2 protein-coding genes are annotated in these 2,976 nt (G+C 51.6%); both read right to left on the bottom strand.

The genetic code is table 11. From position 1 onward, the window contains the following. Positions 1-1,723, bottom strand: a 1,723-nt coding sequence (locus tag KKE17_00085) for a type I polyketide synthase (GenBank protein ID MBU1708383.1), incomplete at its 3' end; no start/stop codon positions are given. A gap of 166 nt (positions 1,724-1,889) precedes the next feature. Then, positions 1,890-2,976, bottom strand: a 1,087-nt coding sequence (locus KKE17_00080; GenBank protein ID MBU1708382.1) for a non-ribosomal peptide synthetase, incomplete at its 5' end; no start/stop codon positions are given.

Genomic DNA, 2,976 nt, shown 5'->3' with positions numbered 1-2,976 from the left:
TGAGGATTTCGGCGCAGGAGTCGACGTGCTCTTGAAAGACCTTTTCGGTTGTATACAGCTCGCGCCCCATGTTGACATATTGGGAGCCCTGGCCGGAAAACATGAAGACGATGGGTTGATCTCTTTTATCCTGATAGCGGCCGGCGGCTGGCGCTGATGCATCTGGTTGTATTGTGGACAGGGCATTGGCCATTCCCTGGCAGACGAACATCCGGCGGTGATTAAAGGCTTTGCGGCCAAGCTGCAGGGTATAGGCAATATCTGAAAGATCCGTGGTTGGATTGCTTTCAAGGAAATCATGGAGATTCGACTGCATTTTCTCCAGGGCGGCAGGCGTTCCGGCTGACAGCAGCAGGACTGTGTCCTTGCGGCGGCTCAGGGTGGGCGGCGGCAGTCGGGGAGCTTCTTCAAGAATCATATGGGCATTGGTGCCGCCAACGCCAAAGGAGCTGATGCCTGCGCGTCTGGGAGACTGATTATCATTCCAGTCGGTTAATCTGCTATTCACAAAAAACGGGCTGTCTGAGAAATTGATATTCGGGTTGGGTTGATTGAAGTTGATGCTCGGCGGGATTTGCCTATTCTTTAAGGCAAGAACGGTTTTGATTAAACCCGCCACTCCTGCTGCCACATCCAGATGACCGATATTGCCTTTTACCGAGCCGATTGCGCAAAAGCCGTTCTTCGGGGTCATGGACCGAAAAGCTTTGGTCAACGCGGCAATTTCAGTGGGGTCACCCAGGGCGGTGCCTGTGCCGTGGGCTTCAACATAGGAGATGGTTTCCGGGTTGATCGCCGCATTTGCAAGGGCCTCGATGATGACGTTTTTCTGGCCCTCAATACTGGGCGCGGCATAACTTGCCTTCAGCGACCCGTCATTGTTGACCGCCGAGCCGATAATGATTGCATCGATGGCATCTCCGTCCGCCAGGGCATCTTCTAAGCGCTTTAACACCACCACACCAAGACCGTTGCCAAACAGCGTCCCCTGGGCGTCGTCACTGAAGGGTCGGCAATGGCCGTCCGGAGAGAGGATCAGGCCCTCTTCGTAAGGGTATCCGGTTTGTTGCGGCACAACCACCGAAACACCACCGGCAACCGCCAGGTCGCATTCATAATTCAGCAGATTCTGGCAGGCAAGATGAACCGCAACCAGAGATGTGGAGCAGAATGTCTGGACCGAATAGCAGGCGCCTTTGAGATTCAGTTTGTAGGCGATGAGTGTGGTGAGGGAGGAGACATTGTTAAGCAGCGCTCCCTGAAAGCTCCCGGCGGCAGCCATCGCCTCGGGATTCGCATAAATATTGTTGTGCAGATAGCTGTTCATGCTGGCCCCGGCAAAGACGCTTATTGCCCCCGGATACTCTTCCGGATTATAACCGGCGGTTTCAATGGCCTGCCAGACGCATTCGAGGAACAAACGATGCTGGGGGTCGATGAAATTTGCTTCAAGGGGGCTGAATCCGAAGAATGTGGAATCGAAATCAGCAATATGTTCAATAATCGGCCGGGCCTTTACATATTCAGTTTTTTTCAGAAGAGCCGGGTCAACCCCGGATTCAAGCAATTCCTTATCCGTAAAAAAGCTGACGGATTCCCTGCCTGCACAGAGATTATCCCAATACTCTTCAATGGTATTGGCGCCGGGAAACCGGCCGGCCATTCCGATAACAGCAATTTCGGATCCATCAAATTGTTTTGTGTCGCGTTGATCAATGGGCATAAGGCATAAGGCTCAGGGTTTAGGGCTTTACGTTTAAGGTCTGTAAACCGAAAATACATGTTTGTAAAAAGAATATCGAATATCGAACAAGAAATTATGAACCGCTGAAGTGAAAGAAAACCCTTGGCGATTTTGTATGTTCAATCTTTTATGGTCATGCAAAAAGTCACCCCTTCATCCTTCTTTTTTGCATGGCTTTTCTCATTTTTCCCCGGTTGACACTGTCTTGCCCCTGAACCGGTTCAGAATCCTTTTGCAGAATGATTTGGCTGAATGACTGAACTGTGGGTCTTTCAAACAACATGGAGATCGGAAATTCCAGAGTAAACAAACGGCTCAGCCGGTCAATGACCTGCGCCGCCAGAAGAGAATTCCCGCCCAGATCAAAAAAATTGTCCTTAATTCCCACCTTCTCCAGATTAAGGATTTCCTGCCAGATTTCAGCGATTGCCCTTTCAGCAGGGTTTCCCGGCACAATATACGTGCTTGATAGTTCGGGACGATTCTTGTTCAGCAACGGCTGAGGAAGGTCGTGCCGGTTGATTTTGCCGTTGGGCAGCCGCGGCAGACTGTCAAGTCTCATATATCGTGAAGGTATCATGTATTCAGGGATTTTGCCTGCCAAAAATTGTCTTATTTCGTCAACACCGGGAACCGGTCTTTCAGGTTCTGTCTCAAAATAGGCAATCAACTCCTTATTGCCGGATGCATTCTCAAAAACACTGACAACGGCGCCGGTTATGCCTGGATGGAGTTTGAGCGCGGCTTCCGCTTCACCTGGCTCGATTCTGAATCCTCTGATGCTGACCTGAAAATCAGTGCGTCCTTTGAAGCAGATGGTGTTATCCGGCAGCAGGCTGCCCTGGTCGCCGGTCTTGAAGAGGCGGCTGCCCGGGATATCGCTGAAAGGGTCGGGAATGAATTGCCCGGCCGTCAGGCGGGGCTGGTTGATGTAACCGCGCGCCAGGATATCGCCGCCAACATGAATTTGGCCAATCTCTCCCTGGAGCGGGGCCTGATTATTTTCGTCGAGCAGATACACCTGCGTTCCGGCAATGGGTGGACCAAGGGGGATAACCGCGGGCGTTGTATCAAGCTGGTCGGGAATATCGTAGATGAGAATATTGCCGACGGTCTCGGTCTGGCCGTACATATTAAGAAGGCGCACTTTTTTTGCTGATAATTCTCTCCAGGTCTGAATAAGGGAGCGCGGCAGTTCGCCGCCGCTTGAAAGGATCAGTCTGAGGCTGTTT

The organism is Pseudomonadota bacterium (genome assembly GCA_018823135.1).
Lineage (GTDB): Bacteria > Desulfobacterota > Desulfobulbia > Desulfobulbales > CALZHT01 > JAHJJF01.
The sequence above is the reverse complement of the archived record's forward strand: the minus strand, read 5'-3'. Positions and strand labels throughout refer to the sequence as shown.